The 16,194-nt window shown below is 63.9% G+C and carries 12 protein-coding genes; 5 read left to right on the top strand and 7 right to left on the bottom strand.

Annotation, left to right across the window (positions count from 1 at the left end; translation table 11 throughout):
* Positions 1-84 precede the first annotated feature (84 nt).
* Positions 85-1,296 carry a pyridoxal phosphate-dependent aminotransferase gene (locus POR01S_RS19140; protein WP_027601227.1) on the top strand — a complete coding sequence of 404 codons (1,212 nt, stop codon included), beginning with the start codon at positions 85-87 and terminating at the stop codon, positions 1,294-1,296.
* 193 nt (positions 1,297-1,489) lie between these two features.
* Entirely contained in the window at positions 1,490-2,368 is an 879-nt protein-coding gene (gene htpX / locus POR01S_RS19145) for a protease HtpX (protein ID WP_042137729.1), read from the top strand.
* A 39-nt stretch (positions 2,369-2,407) separates the two neighbouring features.
* Here the strand turns inward: htpX and POR01S_RS19150 are convergent, their stop codons facing one another.
* Together POR01S_RS19150 and POR01S_RS19155 are read right to left on the bottom strand one after the other, a co-directional pair.
* The gene (locus POR01S_RS19150) at positions 2,408-3,583 is read right to left on the bottom strand and encodes a vWA domain-containing protein (protein WP_042137731.1); all 1,176 of its coding nucleotides are present in this window, start codon (positions 3,581-3,583) and stop codon (positions 2,408-2,410) included.
* 7 nt (positions 3,584-3,590) lie between these two features.
* The gene (locus POR01S_RS19155; RefSeq protein ID WP_027597705.1) at positions 3,591-4,424 is read right to left on the bottom strand and encodes an AAA family ATPase; all 834 of its coding nucleotides are present in this window, start codon (positions 4,422-4,424) and stop codon (positions 3,591-3,593) included.
* Between the two features lie 110 nt (positions 4,425-4,534).
* Here POR01S_RS19155 and cysK point away from each other — a divergent pair, with 110 nt between their 5' ends.
* A complete protein-coding gene (gene cysK, locus POR01S_RS19160; protein WP_007162226.1) occupies positions 4,535-5,509 on the top strand; it encodes a cysteine synthase A in 975 nt (324 codons plus the stop codon).
* A 99-nt stretch (positions 5,510-5,608) separates the two neighbouring features.
* On the opposite strand, the gene POR01S_RS19165 is transcribed toward cysK, so the two are convergent.
* From POR01S_RS19165 to tig, 5 genes are all read right to left on the bottom strand, one after another.
* On the bottom strand, positions 5,609-7,465 hold the full coding sequence (locus POR01S_RS19165; protein ID WP_027597704.1) for a SurA N-terminal domain-containing protein: 1,857 nt from the start codon (positions 7,463-7,465) through the stop codon (positions 5,609-5,611).
* A gap of 174 nt (positions 7,466-7,639) precedes the next feature.
* Positions 7,640-10,036 carry an endopeptidase La gene (lon, locus tag POR01S_RS19170; protein ID WP_042137734.1) on the bottom strand — a complete coding sequence of 799 codons (2,397 nt, stop codon included), beginning with the start codon at positions 10,034-10,036 and terminating at the stop codon, positions 7,640-7,642.
* A 126-nt stretch (positions 10,037-10,162) separates the two neighbouring features.
* Positions 10,163-11,443: an ATP-dependent Clp protease ATP-binding subunit ClpX gene (gene clpX, locus POR01S_RS19175; RefSeq protein ID WP_007162223.1), complete on the bottom strand. Its 1,281-nt coding sequence runs from the start codon at positions 11,441-11,443 to the stop codon at positions 10,163-10,165.
* A 110-nt stretch (positions 11,444-11,553) separates the two neighbouring features.
* Positions 11,554-12,195, bottom strand: a complete 642-nt coding sequence (clpP, locus tag POR01S_RS19180) for an ATP-dependent Clp endopeptidase proteolytic subunit ClpP (RefSeq protein ID WP_007162222.1) — start codon at positions 12,193-12,195, stop codon at positions 11,554-11,556.
* A gap of 90 nt (positions 12,196-12,285) precedes the next feature.
* A complete protein-coding gene (tig, locus tag POR01S_RS19185) occupies positions 12,286-13,596 on the bottom strand; it encodes a trigger factor (RefSeq protein WP_007162221.1) in 1,311 nt (436 codons plus the stop codon).
* Between the two features lie 279 nt (positions 13,597-13,875).
* Between tig and POR01S_RS19190 the strand changes: the two genes are divergently transcribed.
* Both POR01S_RS19190 and POR01S_RS19195 read left to right on the top strand, forming a co-directional pair.
* Positions 13,876-15,183, top strand: coding sequence for an Nramp family divalent metal transporter (locus POR01S_RS19190; protein WP_042137736.1), 1,308 nt, complete (start codon positions 13,876-13,878; stop codon positions 15,181-15,183).
* A 55-nt stretch (positions 15,184-15,238) separates the two neighbouring features.
* Entirely contained in the window at positions 15,239-16,189 is a 951-nt protein-coding gene (locus POR01S_RS19195) for a 2-hydroxyacid dehydrogenase (protein ID WP_042137738.1), read from the top strand.
* Positions 16,190-16,194: the final 5 nt, after the last annotated feature.

Below are 16,194 nucleotides of genomic sequence, written 5' to 3' on the forward strand. Positions count from 1 at the left end.
CATCCGCCCCCGGATGCTGCCAAGCGCCGGTCGGCGTCCGTCCCCGCCGAGTCTTTCTCGCCCTTTTCCAGGATTCATTTCCCCATGCAGGTCTCCAAGTCGAACAAGCTCGCCAATGTCTGCTACGACATCCGCGGCCCGGTCCTCAAGCATGCCAAGCGCCTCGAAGAAGAAGGCCACCGCATCCTGAAGCTCAACATCGGCAATCCGGCGCCCTTCGGCTTCGAGGCGCCCGAGGAGATCCTGCAGGACGTCATCCGCAATCTGCCGACCGCCCAGGGCTACAGCGACTCCAAGGGCCTGTTCAGCGCGCGCAAGGCGGTGATGCAGTATTGCCAGCAGAAGCGCATCGAGGGTGTCGGCATCGAAGACATCTACCTGGGCAATGGCGTCTCCGAGCTGATCGTCATGGCCATGCAGGCGCTGCTCAACAACAACGACGAGGTGCTGATCCCGGCACCGGACTATCCGCTGTGGACCGCCGCGGTCAGCCTGGCCGGCGGAAAGCCGGTGCACTACCTGTGCGACGAACAGGCCGGCTGGTTCCCCGATCTGGCCGACATGGAAGCCAAGATCACCAGCAACACCAAGGCGCTGGTGCTGATCAATCCGAACAACCCCACCGGTGCGGTCTACTCCAAGGCGGTGCTGGAAGGCATCGTCGAGCTGGCGCGGCGGCACAACCTGGTGCTGTTCTCCGACGAGATCTACGACAAGATCCTCTACGACGAGGCCCAGCACATCTCCACCGCTTCCCTGGCGCCGGACGTGCTGTGCCTGACCTTCAACGGCCTGTCCAAGTCCTATCGCGTCGCCGGCTTCCGGTCGGGCTGGCTGATCGTCTCGGGGCCCAAGCACCGCGCCCACAGCTATATCGAAGGCCTCGACATCCTCGCCAACATGCGCCTGTGCGCCAACGTGCCGGCGCAGCACGCGATCCAGACCGCGCTGGGCGGCTACCAGAGCATCAACGACCTGGTCCTGCCGCCCGGGCGCCTGCTGGAACAGCGCAATCGCACCTGGGAGTTGCTCAACGACATCCCCGGGGTCAGCTGCGTGAAGCCGATGGGCGCGCTCTATGCCTTCCCGCGGATCGATCCCAAGGTCTGCCCCATCCACAACGACGAGAAATTCGTCCTCGACCTGCTGCTGTCGGAAAAGCTGCTGGTGGTCCAGGGCACCGCCTTCAACTGGCCCTGGCCCGACCACTTCCGTGTCGTCACCCTGCCCCGCGTCGATGACCTTGAGCAGGCGATCGGCCGCATCGGCAACTTCCTCGGCGGCTACGCCCAGTAGCGGCAAAGCATTTCCGGGTCTTTCACCGGTTGGCGCCCCCGGCGGCGTCAACCGGCGCTGGCACTCGCGCGCTGGCCGCCGCCAGCCCAATCGGCCGGCAGACGACACAGTTTGCAATAGTGGAAACGTTGAACGGACCGGGACGGAACCTTATATAGCCGGCAGATAAACCTGTGAGGAGCTGTACCCCACCATGATGCGCATTCTGTTGTTTCTGGCTACCAACCTGGCGGTGCTGATCGTTGCCAGCATCACCTTGAAGGTGCTTGGCGTGGATCGCTACACCGGTCAGAACTATGGCAGTCTGCTGGTGTTCTGTGCCGTGTTCGGTTTCGCCGGCTCGCTGGTCTCGCTGTTCATCTCCAAGTGGATGGCGAAGATGAGCACCCGCACCGAGGTCATCAGCCAGCCGCGTACCCGCCATGAGCAGTGGCTGCTGCAGACCGTCGAAGAGCTGTCCCGCGAAGCCGGCATCAAGACGCCCGAGGTCGGCATCTTCCCGGCCTACGAGGCCAACGCCTTCGCCACCGGCTGGAACCGCAACGACGCCCTCGTCGCGGTCAGCCAGGGCCTGCTCGAGCGTTTCTCGCCCGAAGAGGTGCGTGCGGTGCTGGCCCACGAGATCGGCCACGTCGCCAACGGCGACATGGTGACCCTGGCGCTGATCCAGGGCGTGGTGAACACCTTCGTGATGTTCTTCGCGCGGATCTTCGGCAACTTCGTCGACAAGGCCATCTTCAAGAACGAGGAAGGCCACGGTATCGCCTACTTCGTGACCACCATCGTCGCCGAACTGGTCCTGGGCATCCTGGCCAGCATCATCGTCATGTGGTTCTCGCGCAAACGCGAATTCCGCGCCGACGAAGCCGGTGCGCGCCTGGCCGGCCCCAATGCCATGATCGGCGCCCTGCAGCGCCTGCGTGCCGAACAGGGTATCCCGGTGCAGATGCCCGACACCCTGAACGCCTTCGGCATCAATGGCTCGCTGAAGAACGGCCTGGCCGGTCTGCTGATGAGCCACCCGCCGCTGGAAGACCGCATCGAAGCCCTGCGCCGCTACGGCCAGCGCTGAGTTCGAGCGATGAAAAAACCCGGCCAAGGCCGGGTTTTTTCATGGGCGGGTCAAGCTGCGGATGGCTTCGCCCAGGCCTTCGCCGGTCAGGGGGAACATGCGCTGCCCCATCAGCTCGCGCAACAGGCCGATGGAGGTGCTGAAATCCCAGCCATCGCGTGGATAGGGATTGAGCCAGGCAGCCCGCGGAAAGTGCTGGCACAGCCGCTGGATCCAGAGCGCGCCGGGCTCTTCGTTCCAGTGTTCGACGCTACCCCCCGGGTGGGTGAGCTCATAGGGCCCCATGCTGGCATCGCCGACGATCACCAGGCGGTAGTCCGCGCCATAGCGGCGCAGGAGCTCGCCGGTCGCCAGCCCCTCCTCGTGGCGCCGGGCATTGTCCCGCCAGACGCGTTCGTAGACGCAGTTGTGGAAGTAGTAGTACTCCAGGTGGCGGAACTCCAGGCGGCAGGCGCTGAACAGCTCGCTGCACAGCTGTACATGCAGGTCCATGGAGCCGCCGACATCGAGCAGCAGGAGCACCTTGGTCGCATTGTGCCGCTCCGGGCGATAGCGCACGTCCAGCAACCCGCCCTCGCGCGCCGTGGCCGCGATGGTCTCCTCCAGATCGAATTCCGCCGCCGCGCCCTGGCGAGCGAAGCGCCTGAGCCGGCGCAGGGCCAGTTGCAGGTTGCGGCGATCCAGGGGCGCGCGGTCATCCAGATTGCGGAAGTCGCGCTGCTCCCAGACCTTGGCCGCCCGCCCCTGGCGGGTACCGGCTTCGCCCACGCGCACACCGAAGGGATTGTAGCCACCGCTGCCGAAGGGACTGGTACCGCCCGTGCCGACCCATTTGTTGCCGCCGGCGTGCCGCTCGCGCTGTTCGGCGAGACGCTGCCGCAGGGTCTCGAGCAGCTCATCGAGGCCACCCAGGGCCTGCAACCGCTGGCGATCCTCCTCCGACAGCCGCCGCTGCAGCTCCAGCCGCAGCCAGTCCGGGGGAATCGCCTGCGCATCCGGCGCACGCTCCGACCTGGCCAGCTCGCCGGCATAGACCTGGTCGAAACGGTCGAAGAAGCGCTCGTCCTTGACCAGCACGGCGCGCGCCAGCAGATAAAAGGCCTCGGGATCGGCCACCGCCAGGCCGGCATCCAGGGCAGCGTGCAGATCCAGCAGTTCGCCCAGGGACACCGGGATGCCCGCGACCCTGAGTCGAGTGAAGAAATCGAGGAACATGCCGCGCTCAGCTCCGCCGCCGGCGCATGAAGGCCTGGCGTTCGAGCAACTGCAGATCCTGTTCGTTCTTTACCAGGGCACCTGCCAGGGGCGGCAGACCGCCCTCGCCGTGCAGCGCCCGCTGCGCCGCCTCATCGCCCAGCAACAGCGCCAGCCAGTCCACCAGCTCCGAGGTGGACGGCTTCTTCTTCAGCCCCGGCACGCTGCGCAGGTCGAGGAAGAGATCCAGCGCCTCCTTGACCAGGCGCCCCTGGAGATCGGGATAGTGCACCTGGACGATACGTTCGAGGGTGTCGCGCTCGGGAAAGCGGATGAAGTGAAAGAAGCAGCGGCGCAGAAAGGCGTCCGGCAGTTCCTTTTCGTTGTTGGAGGTGATGATGATGACGGGTCGCCGCTGGGCACGAATGGTCTCGCCGGTCTCGTAGACATGGAACTCCATGCGATCGAGTTCCAGCAGCAGGTCGTTGGGAAACTCGATGTCGGCCTTGTCGATCTCGTCGATCAGCAGCACCACCGGATCCTCGGCGGTGAAGGCGTCCCACAGCTTGCCCGGCTTGATGTAGTTCGCCACCTCCTGCACCCGGGGATCCCCCAGCTGGGAATCGCGCAGGCGACTCACAGCGTCGTACTCATAGAGCCCTTGCTGCGCCTTGGTGGTGGACTTGACGTGCCAGGTGATCAGCCGCGCCCCCTGGCTCTCAGCCACCTGCTCGGCCAGCAGCGTCTTGCCGGTGCCCGGCTCGCCCTTCACCAGCAGCGGACGCCCCAGCTGGATGGCGGCATTGACCGCCAGACTGAGTTCGGCCGTGGCCACATAACGCTCGGTACCCTGAAAGGCCATCACTGATCCTCGGCAGCTGTTTCGCCTGACGATAGCACGCCGCACCTGGGCTGGACGCCATCGGACGCAAGGCCTAGGCTGCGAGTTTTCCGCGCCGTACAGGATCCGCCATGAGCCGCATCTTCGCTGACAACGCCCAGTCCATCGGCAACACGCCGCTGGTCTACATCAATCGCCTCGGCCCCAAGGGCGTCACCCTGCTCGCCAAGATCGAGGGACGCAATCCGGGCTATTCGGTCAAATGCCGTATCGGTGCCAACCTGATCTGGGACGCCGAAGCCAAGGGGCTGCTCAAGCCCGGAATGAGCCTGGTGGAGCCCACCTCGGGTAATACCGGCATCGGCCTGGCCTATGTCGCCGCCGCCCGTGGCTACCGCCTGGTGCTGACCATGCCGGCCTCCATGAGCCTGGAGCGGCGCAAGGTGCTCAAGGCGCTGGGCGCGGAGCTGGTGCTGACCGAGCCGGCCAAGGGCATGAAGGGCGCCATCGAGAAGGCGCGGGAGATCGCCGAGAGCGAGCCCGATCGCTATTTCATGCCGCAGCAATTCGACAACCCGGCCAACCCGGCCATCCATGAAAAAACCACCGGCCCCGAGATCTGGAACGACACCGATGGCGCCATCGATGTGCTGGTGGCCGGCGTCGGTACCGGCGGTACCCTGACCGGCATCTCGCGCTTCATCAAGAACACCAAGGGCAAGCCGATCCTCTCGGTCGCCGTGGAGCCGGAAACCTCGCCGGTCATCAGCCAGACCCTGGCCGGTGCCGAGGTGAAGCCCAACCCGCACAAGATCCAGGGCATCGGCGCCGGTTTCGTACCCGGCAACCTGGACCTCGCCATGGTCGATCGCGTCGAGCAGGTGAGCGATGAGCAGGCCAAGTTGATGGCCCAGCGCCTGATGCGCGAGGAAGGCATTCTCTGTGGCATCTCCTGCGGCGCCGCCATGGCGGCCGCGGTCCGGCTGGCCGAGACGCCGGAGATGCAGGGCAAGACCATCGTGGTCATCCTGCCGGATTCCGGTGAGCGCTATCTGTCGACGATGCTCTTCGATGGCCTGTTCGACGAGCAGGAACTGGTTCAGTAACGCCCGCAGCCCCGCTCTCCCCTGAGGGCGCCACCGGAGAGGCCTGGACCGCGTTACCACCGCCCAAGAAAAAGCCCGGTTTCCCGGGCTTTTTTCGTATCAGAGATGCTTGATCTCGGCCTTGGCATCCAGGGCCCGACGGTAGGCCGCGAAATCGACCTGGCCGGCGCGCGAGGCGAGGTAGCGACGATACAACGCCTTATCCTCGGCACTCAGGGCTTCCTTGGGCACCCCGACACCCTGCAGCCGGATCAGGACGAAGTCACCGTTCTGCAGGCTGACACCGGCATAGGACGGCTTGTCGCCTTCCGGCTTGGCCATGCGGAAGGCCGCCTGCAACACCTGAGGATCGATACCCTCCTGGTTGCGGGTGGCGGCTTCGACGGTACGCCAGTCGCCCGCCACGGCCTTGCCGCCGTCGCGCAGGGTCTTGAGCTGCTGCTCACCCGTCTGCTTGGCCACGGCTGCGGCCTTTTCCTGGGTCAGGCGGGTCACGATCTCATTTCTGACCGCATCCAGAGGTTGCAGCTGCGGCGTACGGTGCTCCTTGTCACGAATCACCACCAGGGTCTCCGGATCCAGTTGCAGCGCGGTGCTGTTGGCCCCGTTGCGCAGGACGTCTTCGCTGAAGGCCGCCTCGATCACCTGGCGGTTGGCGGTCAACCCCTCGCCGCCTTCACGACCGAAGGGCGCGCTGGTCTTGACCTGCAGGCCCAGCTCCTGGGCCGGCTGGCCCAGGTCGGAGGACTCATAGGCGGAGCTTTCCAGCTTGCGGCCCGCTTCCACGAACAGGCGATCGGCATCTTCCGCCTTGAGCTGCTGTTCCAGACGCGGCCGGACGCTGGCCAGGGTGGGCACTTCCGGTGCCTGTACGCCCTGCAGCTTGATCAGGTGCCAGCCAAAGCTGGTGCGCACCGGAGCCGACACCTGCTGCGGTGCCAGCGCATAGAGCGCCTCTTCGAAGGCCGGATCATAGACGCCGCGACCGGCAAAGCCGAGGTCACCGCCATTGGCCGCCGAGCCCGGGTCCTGGGAGAACTCCTTGGCCAGCTTGGCGAAGTCCTCGCCCTTCTTCAGGCGTTCCTGGATCTGCTGGATCTTAGCCTTGGCCTGCTCGTCGTTCTGCTTGTCATTGACCTCGATGAGGATATGGGCGGCGTCACGCTGCTCCGACAGATTGGCGATCTCGGATTTGTAGGCGGCCTGCAGGCGGCTTTCGTCGACCTTGGCCTTGGCCAGGAAGGCATCCTTCTTCAGCTCGACGTACTCGATGACCACCTGCTCGGGGGTCATGAAGGCGTTCTTGTGGCTGTCGTAGTAGGCCTGGATCTCGTCCTGGGTCGGCGTGATGCCGGCCGGCGAGGCCTTGACGGTACGCAGGGCGAAGTCACGGGTCTGCCGTTCGAGGGCCGCAAAGGCCTCGATATCGGCATCGGTGACGAAGTTGCTGCCGACGATGCCGGCGCGCAGCTGACCGATCAGCATCTCGTCGCGCAGGAGATCGCGGAATTGCAGGCGGTTGTAGTTCATCTGTCGAACGGCCTGATCGAAGCGCTGCGGATCGAAACGCCCTTCGGTCTGGAATTCGGGGGTATTGAGGATCAGCTGATCCAGTGCCTGCTCGGAGAAGGCGAAGCGATCGGCCTTGGCGCTCTGCAGCAGCAGTTGCTTGTCGATCAGTGCCTTGAGCGCGGATTCGCGCAGCAGACGGTCATCCAAGGTGGACGGATCGAACCCCTGCCCCAGTTGCTGCTGCAGCTGGCGACGCTGCATTTCCACGGCCTGCGCCAGCTCCGTCTGCTTGATCTCGTCGCCATTGACCAGCGCGACGGCGCCCTGGTGACCCGTGGCGCGGATGATCGCTTCGAAGCCGGTCAGTGCCATCAGCAGGATGATGAATCCGATGATGACTTTGGCAATCCATCCCTGCGAACGGTCCCTGATGTTTTGTAGCATGTTCCCCCCACGAGCTGTGGCCGGACCGGCCATGGCGAAATCGTCGAATAGCAAATAGCGAAAAGGCGCATCTCGAGATGCGCCTTTTCGTCGATCAAGGACCTTGCATCCAGCAGGACGGCGGAACACCAGCAGCTTCAGCTGGGGGCCCGCCCATCAAGCCCAGGGGCGCCGTCAGTGGGTACTGACGCGCTCCTTGCCTTCCTGATCCCGCTTCTCGTCCTTGCTGACGAGCTCCGGACCATCGTCCGGAAGCGGCTCCGGCGTGTATTGCAGCGCAACCTCCAAGACCTCGTCAATCCATTTGACCGGCTTGATCTGCAAGTCGGCCTTGATGTTGTCCGGAATGTCCCGCAGATCCCGGACGTTTTCTTCCGGAATGATCACGGTACGGATGCCGCCGCGGTGGGCTGCGAGCAGCTTTTCCTTGAGGCCGCCGATGGCCAGCACCTGACCACGCAGGGTGATCTCGCCGGTCATGGCCACGTCGGCGCGTACCGGAATGCGGGTGGCCGCCGACACCAGCGCCGTGCACATGCCGATACCGGCACTCGGACCGTCCTTGGGCGTGGCGCCTTCGGGGACGTGGATATGGATGTCGTGCTTCTCGTGGAAGTCCCTGGGGATACCCAGGCTGCGACCACGGCTGCGGACCACGGTCAGGGCCGCGGTGATGGACTCGGCCATCACGTCGCCCAGCGAACCGGTCTTGATCATCTGACCCTTGCCGGGGACCACGGCGGACTCGATGGTCAGCAGTTCACCGCCCACCTGGGTCCAGGCCAGGCCGGTGACCTGACCGATCTGATCCTGCTGCTCGGCCAGACCGTAGCGGAACTTGCGGACGCCCAGCCAGTGCTCCAGGGTGTCCACGGTGACGCTGGCGGTACGCTCCTTGCTCAGGGCGTGCTGCTTGACCACCTTGCGGCAGACCTTGGCCACCTGACGCTCCAGACTGCGCACGCCCGCTTCACGGGTGTAGTAGCGGATGATGTCGCGCAGGGCGGCTTCATCGAATTCCACCTCGCCCTTCTTCAGGCCGTTAGCCTTGACCTGCTTGGGAATCAGGTAGCGGGTGGCGATGTTGACCTTCTCGTCTTCGGTGTAGCCGGGCAGCCGAATCACTTCCATGCGGTCCAGCAGCGGCGCCGGAATGTTCATGGAGTTGGCGGTGCAGACGAACATCACGTCGGAGAGGTCGTAGTCCACCTCGAGGTAATGGTCGTTGAAGGTGTGGTTCTGCTCCGGATCCAGGACCTCGAGCAATGCGGAGGCGGGATCGCCGCGCATGTCGTTGCCCATCTTGTCGATTTCGTCGAGCAGGAACAACGGGTTGCGCACCCCGACCTTGGTCATCTTCTGGATCAGACGACCCGGCATGGAGCCGATGTAGGTGCGGCGGTGACCACGGATCTCGGCTTCGTCACGCACGCCACCCAGGGCCATGCGCACGAACTTTCGACCGGTGGAGCGGGCGATGGACTCGGCCAGCGAGGTCTTGCCCACGCCGGGCGGACCGACCAGGCACAGCACCGGGCCCCGCACCTTCTTCACGCGCTTCTGCACGGCGAGGTATTCGAGAATGCGCTCTTTCACTTCCTCGAGACCGTAGTGGTCCTTGTCGAGGACTTCCTCGGCGCGGCCCAGGTCCAGACGGACCTTGCTCTCGGCCTGCCACGGCACGTTCACCAGCCAGTCGATGTAGGAGCGCACCACGGTGGCTTCGGCCGACATGGGCGACATCTGCTTGAGCTTGTTCAGCTCGGCATTGGCCTTGGCGAGGGCATCCTTGGGCAGACCGGCGGCCTCGATGCGACGCTTGAGGTCGTCGACCTCGTTGTGCCCTTCATCGATGTCGCCCAGTTCCTTCTGGATGGCCTTCATCTGTTCGTTGAGGTAGTACTCGCGCTGGCTGCGCTCCATCTGCTTCTTGACGCGGCCACGGATGCGCTTTTCCACCTGCAGCAGGTCGATTTCCGCATCCAGCAGGGCCAGCACGTGCTCGACGCGGGCGCCCAGCTCGGTGATCTCGAGGATCTCCTGCTTCTGCTCGATCTTCAGCGCCATGTGCGCGGCCATGGTATCGACCAGGCGGCTGGGGTCTTCGATGCTGTTGAGGGAAGACAGCACCTCGGCGGGGACCTTCTTGCCGAGTTGCACGTATTGCTCGAACTGGCTCATCAGGCTGCGCGAGAACACCTCGGATTCGCGATCCGGGGCTTCGCTGTCCTCGATCAGGGTGACCAGGGCACGGGCATAGGCCTGGTTCTCGACGAAGGACTCGATACGGCCACGCTGCTCGCCCTCGACCAGGACCTTGACGGTGCCGTCGGGCAACTTGAGCAGCTGGAGAACGGTGGCGACCGTACCCATGTGATACATGTCATCCGCGGCGGGATCGTCGTCGCCGGGATTCTTCTGCGCGACCAGCAGGATCTGCTTGTCGCCAGCCATGGCGGCCTCGAGGGCCTCGACGGACTTTTCCCTTCCGACGAACAATGGGATGACCATGTGGGGATAGACCACTACGTCACGTAGGGGCAGCAGGGGAAGTTCTATCGTCGTAGTCATGGGATACGGGTCTCGGCAAATAATCGGCCGCAGATGCGGTTAAGGCCTCGGTTTTCTCTAACATGAGGTTGGGCGCCGCAAAATACAACCGTCGCTGAAATGAAAAAGGGGCCGAAGCCCCTTTTGTCACGCGTCTGGCGCCGCCTTGGCGGGCTCGCTGTTCTCGTAGATGAGCAGCGGCTGGGAACTCCCGTCGATGACGCTCTCGTCGATGACCACCTTGCTGACTTCCTTCTGCGAAGGAATCTCGTACATGGTCTCGAGCAGGATGCCTTCGAGGATGGATCTCAGGCCCCGGGCACCGGTCTTGCGCTCCAGCGCCTTGCGGGCAACCGCCTTGAGCGCGTCGGGACGGAATTCCAGATCCACGTCTTCCATCTCGAACAGCTTGGCGTACTGCTTGGTCAGGGCGTTCTTCGGCTCGGTCAGGATCTGCATGAGTGCAGGTTCATCCAGCTCGTCCAGGGTCGCGATGACCGGCAGACGACCGACGAACTCGGGGATCAGACCGAACTTGACCAGATCCTCGGGCTCGGCGTCACGCAGGGATTCGCCGATCTTCTTGCCCAGTTCCTGGCTGCGCACCTCGGCATTGAAGCCGATGCCGCCGCCCTTGGTGGAACGGTTCTGGATGACCTTTTCCAGGCCGGCGAAGGCGCCGCCACAGATGAACAGGATGTTGCGCGTATCGACCTGCAGGAATTCCTGCTGGGGATGCTTGCGGCCACCCTGGGGCGGAACCGACGCCACGGTACCTTCGATCAGCTTCAGCAGCGCCTGCTGCACGCCCTCGCCCGAGACGTCACGGGTGATGGAGGGGTTGTCGGACTTGCGCGAGATCTTGTCGATCTCGTCGATATAGACGATGCCCATCTGGGCCTTTTCCACATCATAATCGCACTTCTGCAACAGCTTCTGAATGATGTTCTCGACGTCTTCACCCACGTAACCGGCTTCGGTCAGAGTGGTAGCATCGGCGATGGTGAAAGGTACGTTGAGCAGGCGCGCCAGCGTTTCCGCCAGCAGGGTCTTGCCCGAACCGGTCGGACCGATGAGCAGGATGTTGCTTTTGCCCAGTTCGACGTCGTCTTTCTTCTCGCGCTGATTCAGACGCTTGTAATGGTTGTAGACGGCAACGGCGAGGACCCGCTTGGCACGCTGCTGACCAATGACATACTGGTCGAGGATGGCGCTGATTTCCTTCGGCGCTGGCAGCTTGTGCGCATTGCTTTCGGCCTGAGCTTCCTGGACTTCCTCGCGGATGATGTCATTGCACAGGTCGACGCATTCGTCGCAGATGAAGACGGAGGGTCCAGCGATCAATTTACGTACTTCGTGCTGACTCTTGCCGCAGAAGGAGCAGTAAAGCAGCTTGCCGTTATCGTCGCTATTGCGCGTATCTGTCATTCGATCGATCCAATGGAATGTGCTTACATCAACAAGATGGAGCCTATTGCACGGTTTTTCAAGCCTACCTGCCCAAACGACCGGCGTCTGGGCAGGTGGTCGAGGCGGGGTCAGGCGGGGATGTTGCGCTTCTCGAGGACCTTGTCGATCAGGCCGTAGGCGACGGCTTCGGGGCCACTCATGAAGTTGTCACGGTCGGTATCGCGGGCGATCACGTCCATCGGCTGACCGGTGTGATGCGCCAGCACCTTATTCAGACGCTCGCGGATGGTCAGAATTTCACGGGCGTGAATTTCGATGTCCGAAGCCTGACCCTGGAAACCGCCCAGGGGCTGGTGAATCATCATCCGCGAGTGCGGCAGGCAGAAACGCTTCTCGGCGGCGCCGCCTGCCAGCAGCAGGGCGCCCATGCTGCAGGCCTGGCCGATGCAGATGGTGGAAACGTCGGGCTTGATGAACTGCATGGTGTCGTAGATCGACATGCCGGCGGTCACCGAACCACCCGGGCTGTTGATATAGAGGTGGATGTCCTTGTCAGGATTCTCCGCTTCCAGGAACAGCAGCTGGGCGACGACCAGGTTGGCCATGTAGTCCTCGACCTGGCCGACCAGGAAGATGACCCGCTCCTTGAGCAGCCGGGAGTAGATGTCGTAAGCGCGCTCGCCCCGGGCGGATTGCTCCACCACCATGGGTACCAGACCGCCAGCGGCTTGAATATCGGGCATGGATTGCATGTATGAATTGCGGGACATGTCCTGCACTAGCTCCCTATCTGGATGACCTGTCAAAAACACATAAGCCAGCACGAGGCTGGCTTAGGTGAACTAGCAACTGGAGGCAGATCAGGCTGCTTGCGGAGCCTCGGCCGGTTTGACCGCGTCCTCGTAGGAGACCTGCTTGTCGGTGACTTTTGCCTGCTTGAGGACAGTATCCACGACTTGTTCTTCCAGTACAACCGAACGCACTTCGTTCAGCTGCTGCTCGTTCTGGTAGTACCACTTCACTACCTGCTCGGGCTCCTGGTAGGCCGCCGCCATCTCTTCGATCAGCTCGCGAACGCGGGCGTCATCGGGCTTGAGCTCGAACTGCTTGACCATCTCGGCGATGATCAGACCCAGCAGCACGCGGCGCTTGGCCTGCTCGCTGAACAGCTCGGCCGGCAGCTGCTCGGGCTGGATGTTGCCGCCGAACTGCTGGACGGCCTGGACGCGCAGACGATCCACTTCGTTGCTGATCAGGGCAGCCGGGACGTCGATCTGGTTGGCAGCCAGCAGACCGTCCATGACCTGGTTCTTGACCTTGGTCTTGAGGGCCTGGCGCAGCTCGCGCTCCATGTTCTTGCGTACTTCGGCGCGGAAACCTTCGACGGTGGTCTCTTCCACACCGAACTGCTTGAAGAAGGCTTCGTTCAGCTCGGGCAGCTCGGGCGCGGCCACTTCCTTGACGGTGACCTTGAACTGGGCGGCCTTGCCGGCCAGATCCAGGTTCTGGTAGTCCTCGGGGAAGGTCAGGTCGAGCACGCGCTCGTCACCGGCCTTGGCGCCGACCAGACCGTCTTCGAAACCGGGGATCATGCGGCCCGAACCCAGCACCAGCTTGGTGCCTTCGGCGGAACCGCCAGCGAAGGCTTCGCCGTCCTGGGTGCCGACGAAGTCGATGGTGACCTGGTCGTCGTTGGCGGCAGCGCGGTCAACGGCTTCGTAGCGGGTGCCCTGCTTGCGCAGCACGTCGAGCATCTTGTCGATGTCGGCGTCTTCGACGCTTGCGTCCTGACGCTCGATCTCGATGCCGTCCAGGCCCTTCACTTCGAACTCGGGGAAGACTTCGAAGGTGGCGACGTATTCCAGGTCCTTGCCCTTTTCGAACACCTTGGGTTCGACGGCGGGTGCGCCGGCCGGGTTGAGCTTCTGCTCGACAACGGCTTCGTAGAAGGTTTCCTGAATGAGATCACCCAAGGCTTCCTGACGAGCCGAGGCTTCGTAGCGCTGGCGGATGACGCTCATGGGTACCTTGCCCGGGCGGAAACCGGGAACCTTGGCACGCCGTGCAGTCTGCTGCAGACGCTTGTTCACTTCGGTTTCAATACGCTCGGCCGGCACGCCAATGGTCATGCGACGCTCGAGAGCAGAGGTGTTTTCAACGGAAACTTGCATGGATATTCCTCGTGGCACAAGAACAGGCCGGCACTCCGACCCCCCAGAATCAAGGGCGACCATTCTAGAGACAGTCTCAGGCGAAGTCACCTGGCTTGATCCAGCGGTGCGTACGGGTGCCACCGAAGCGAGCCCGGCCGAGCCCGAGGAAGGCAACATTTTGTCGTCCGCTTAAAGTTGTACGACGTCGTATGTAGTGCTAAACCCAGAGGGCAAGCTAACGAAAAGGCCGCCTGCGGCCCATTCACAACAACAACAATCGTTAGGAGAGCCGCCCCCATGGAGCGATCCGGTTCCGTCGAAAAATCCGTAACCCTGAACAAGGCGCAAGGCTCCGGCCTGCGCCGCCTGGCGAAGCTGCTGGGCCCCGGCATCATCGCGGTGCTGTCCTGGCTGGGCGCCGGGGACCTCATCACCTCCTCGGTGGCGGGCGCCAACTACGGCTACGCCATGATGTGGGTGCTGGCGGTGTCCCTGCTGCTGCGCTTTCTCATCGTCAACATCATTGCCCGCTTCCAGCTGTGCAATAACCGCGGCATGTCGATCCTGGAAGGCTATGCCCAGCTGCACCCGGCGTTCGCCTGGTTCATGCTCGGCTACGCGCTGCTCATGGGGCACCTGACCAATGCCTATATGCTCAAGGGCGCGGGCGAAGCCCTGGCCACCCTGCTCCACCTCGACCAGCCGCTGCTCTGCTCGGCGGCGGTGGTGATCGCGGTCTGGCTGCTGGTGGGCCGCAATTTCTATGCGCTGATCGAGGGCGTGATGAAACTGCTGCTGGCGGTCATGACGCTGGCGTTCATCACCCTGGCGGTGATGTCGGGTCCGGACCTGGGCGGCATCCTGCGCGGCACCATCGGCTTCAGCATCCCGCCGGACGAAGGCGTGCACGGCGCCCTGCTGGTCGCCGTATCGGTGATCGGCGCCGTGGCCGGCTCCATCGCCAACTTCGTGCATCCCTATGTGATGAAGGAAAAGGGCTGGACCGGCCCGGAACACAAGCGCATCCAGCGCAACGACCTGCTCTTCGCGGTGGTGGTCGGCATCGTCATCAACCTGGCGATCTGGGTGGTCGGGGTGGAGATCCTCAGACCCAATGGGTTGCAGGTGAACACCCTGAGTGACCTGGGCGCGGCCCTGGAGCTGTTCTTTGGCGCCGGCGGCTGGGTGATCTTCTTCACCGGGGTCTTCGCCACCCTGTTCGCCAGCGTGGTGGGCAAGACCACCGCCTTTCCCATGCTGATCACCGACGCCCTGCAACACATCCGTCCGGAGCGCCGCGAACGCTATGGCAAGACCTTTCACAAGGACCCGGCGCACAAGTGGTTCCTGCTCTTCATCCTGGTGACGCCGCTGGTGTGGTCGCTGCCGGGCATGCCCGACTTCGTGACCCTGACCATCGGCGTGAATGCCCTCAACATCGTCGGCCTGCCGGTGATCTCCCTGGGTCTGCTGATCATGTCCAACCAGAAGTCGCTGCTGGGCGACAGGTACCGCAACAACTGGTTCGAGAACCTGGCGCTGGGCTTCGCCACCCTGCTGGCGATCTGGGTCGCGATCCAGCTCGGCCTGCAGCTGCTGGGCTAGGCCCTCCCCCTTCAGGGGCGGATTCGCCGCCCCTGCCTCTTCAAGGAGTCTAGATATGCCTGAACAGAACGAACGTCCGCTGCTGCTGCAGGTAGGTCCGCTGTTGCCTGCCCTGCAGGACGCCCTGAATTCACGCCATGAGGTGCTGCGGCTCTGGGAAGCACCCGATCAGGCCGCCCTGCTCGCCGCGCGTGGGCGGGACGTGGTGGCCCTGGTCACCTCCGGCGTGCACGGTGCGACACGCGAGTTGATGAGCGCCCTGCCCGGCCTGCAGGCGGTGTTCAGCTTCGGGGTGGGCTACGACAGCATCGACATCGCCGCGGCACGGGATCTGGGCGTGGTGGTGAGCAACACGCCTGGCGTGCTGGACGACTGCGTCGCCGATACCGCCTTCGCCCTGCTGATCGACGTGGCACGGGGCATCAGCGCCGCGGATCGTTTCGTGCGCCGCGGCGATTGGCGGCAGGGCAAGTTTCCGTTGACCTCGCGCCTGGCCGGCAAGACCTGCGGCATCGTCGGCCTGGGCAACATCGGCAAGAGCATCGCCCGGCGGGCAGAAGCTTTCGGCATGGAGGTGGCCTATCACGGACGCCAACCGCAGCCGGACGTCCCCTATCGTTATCACGCCGAGCTGGAAGACTTGGCGGAGGCGGCGGATTTCCTCGTCCTGTCGCTGCCCGGCGGACCGGCCACCGACAAGCTGGTCGACGCCCGGATCCTCGACGCCCTGGGACCACACGGCTATCTCATCAATATCGCCCGCGGCAGCGTGGTCGACGAGCCCGCCCTGGTGGCCGCCTTGCAAGCGGGCAGCCTGGGTGGCGCCGGCCTGGATGTCTTCGCCGAGGAGCCCGAAGTGCCCGCGGCCCTGCTGGCGCTGGACAACGTGGTGCTCACCCCGCACCTCGGCAGCGGCACCCACGAGACCCGCCAGGCCATGGCCGACCTGGTGCTGGCCAACGTGGAGCGCTATTTCGCCGAGGGGCGCTTGGTCACGCCGGTCTGACGGAT

It is taken from the genome of Pseudomonas oryzihabitans NBRC 102199, from assembly GCF_000730625.1.
GTDB lineage: Bacteria > Pseudomonadota > Gammaproteobacteria > Pseudomonadales > Pseudomonadaceae > Chryseomonas > Chryseomonas oryzihabitans.

Bases quoted from the DNA above. Each gene is read 5' to 3' on its own strand.
- cysK (WP_007162226.1), top strand. From the start codon at position 4,535: ATGAGCCGCATCTTCGCTGACAACGCCCAGTCCATCGGCAACACGCCG.
- POR01S_RS19195 (WP_042137738.1), top strand. From the start codon at position 15,239: ATGCCTGAACAGAACGAACGTCCGCTGCTGCTGCAGGTAGGTCCGCTG.
- clpX (WP_007162223.1), bottom strand. From the start codon at position 11,443: ATGACAGATACGCGCAATAGCGACGATAACGGCAAGCTGCTTTACTGC.
- htpX (WP_042137729.1), top strand. From the start codon at position 1,490: ATGATGCGCATTCTGTTGTTTCTGGCTACCAACCTGGCGGTGCTGATC.
- tig (WP_007162221.1), bottom strand. From the start codon at position 13,596: ATGCAAGTTTCCGTTGAAAACACCTCTGCTCTCGAGCGTCGCATGACC.
- POR01S_RS19190 (WP_042137736.1), top strand. From the start codon at position 13,876: ATGGAGCGATCCGGTTCCGTCGAAAAATCCGTAACCCTGAACAAGGCG.
- POR01S_RS19155 (WP_027597705.1), bottom strand. From the start codon at position 4,424: ATGGCCTTTCAGGGTACCGAGCGTTATGTGGCCACGGCCGAACTCAGT.
- clpP (WP_007162222.1), bottom strand. From the start codon at position 12,195: ATGTCCCGCAATTCATACATGCAATCCATGCCCGATATTCAAGCCGCT.
- POR01S_RS19150 (WP_042137731.1), bottom strand. From the start codon at position 3,583: ATGTTCCTCGATTTCTTCACTCGACTCAGGGTCGCGGGCATCCCGGTG.
- POR01S_RS19165 (WP_027597704.1), bottom strand. From the start codon at position 7,465: ATGCTACAAAACATCAGGGACCGTTCGCAGGGATGGATTGCCAAAGTC.
- POR01S_RS19140 (WP_027601227.1), top strand. From the start codon at position 85: ATGCAGGTCTCCAAGTCGAACAAGCTCGCCAATGTCTGCTACGACATC.
- lon (WP_042137734.1), bottom strand. From the start codon at position 10,036: ATGACTACGACGATAGAACTTCCCCTGCTGCCCCTACGTGACGTAGTG.